The sequence below is a fragment of the Pseudomonas sp. GW821-FHT01A09 genome, assembly GCF_058986725.1.
This window is the reverse complement of record NZ_JBYSWB010000067.1, coordinates 1-1,301: the sequence shown is the minus strand read 5'-3', so window position 1 is coordinate 1,301 and position 1,301 is coordinate 1. Positions and strand designations below refer to the sequence as shown.

Here is a 1,301-nt window from a genome sequence, read left to right as displayed (position 1 = left end):
GTGCTGTAGCGATCGGCCTTGGCCACGGCGCGATTGGCACCGACGATCGCACCGCCGATCAGCGTCAGCATGACACCAAGCAGGCTGATGACGATGAGGATTTCCAGCAGGGTGAAGCCTGCGCTGCGGCGCTTCATGGCTGCACCACGATGCTGAAGCCCCGGCATGACAGGTGGCCGGGGCAAACCGCAGCACGCCCCTGATGCATGCCCTGCTGGACGCGCGGCGCTGATGGCAACCCGAGTGAGCGGCGCAGCTTCATTGTTCGGCCCCGCTGCTGGCCGAGCGCGCTTGCAGGGTGCTGAAGCGTGCGTGGCGACGGCCTTCGTCGAGGTTCAGGTCGAGGCGATAGAGGGCGATCTGTGGGGTGTTGCTGGGTTGCTCGCGAACATCCAGCTGCCAGCGCAAGTTGCCCTCCCAGGCGCCTTCACTGCGGCCGACGTGCAGCGGGCCGTTGCCGAACTCATCCATCAGCGAACGCGCAGCCAGATTCAAGCGATCGCTGCGCTGCACCTGCTGCAACGACTTGGCGCTTTGCCCGAAGGCAGTCAGCAGCACGGCGCAGCACAGGGCCAATACCGTCAAGGCGGCGAGCATTTCCAGGAGGGTGAAACCACGCTGCCGCCGAGCACCCGCTTGATGATCCTGGCGGGGTCGAGGTTCAGCTCGCGGGCCAGTTCGTCCACCGGCGGTAGCGAGGGGGCTTGCCCCCGAACATTCTTCCAGGCGCAACCCATGTGGCGTCGTTGCGATTTTTCGGGGGCAAGCCCCCTCGCTACAGGGGGGCGATGGCTTACTCAATAACGGGGCAAGTATCGTCACGGCACAGCCACGCTGCCCGTCAGCCAGCCGATGTCGATGCGCCAATGCTTGTCGCCCTGGCTCAAATCCTTCCAGGCTCAAACCTTGTGGCGTCGTTGCGATTTTTCGGGGGCAAGCCCCCTCGCCACAGGGGGGCGGTGGATTCGTCCACAAGGGGGCAAGTGTTGTCACGGCACGTCCCGCACAGCCACGCTGCCTGTCAGCCAGCCGATGTCGATGCGCCAACGCTTGTCGCCCTGGCTCAACAGCACATGCCCGCCACTGGCCCCGCCATCCGGATAGAACTCGAACGCCGCGCCGAGCTCCTGCGCTGTCTGCAGCTGAATGTTCATGTCCTTGGGCAACGCCTGCGGCGCCTGCCCGGGCGCCGCAAAGCGCCGCTGGGCCAGATCGAACCGCGTCTGCGCCGGCTGCCCGCTGACGATCGCCTGCACCCGCGCCGCCCGCAGCGCCTGCACCACCTGAGCGATCGCCCGGCG

Annotated in this window: 2 protein-coding genes and 1 pseudogene; all 3 read right to left on the bottom strand. The window is 66.5% G+C overall.

Translation table 11 applies throughout. The features are described 5' to 3' along the window. A partial coding sequence (locus AC3WJP_RS29050) for a type II secretion system protein (RefSeq protein WP_493724598.1) occupies positions 1-137 on the bottom strand: 137 nt, incomplete at its 3' end. Positions 138-258: 121 nt separating this feature from the next. Next, positions 259-621, bottom strand: a pseudogene (locus tag AC3WJP_RS29045) (type II secretion system protein); the annotation flags it as partial. Positions 622-989: 368 nt separating this feature from the next. Next, on the bottom strand, positions 990-1,301 hold a 312-nt coding region (locus tag AC3WJP_RS29040), incomplete at its 5' end, for a GspH/FimT family pseudopilin (protein WP_493724597.1).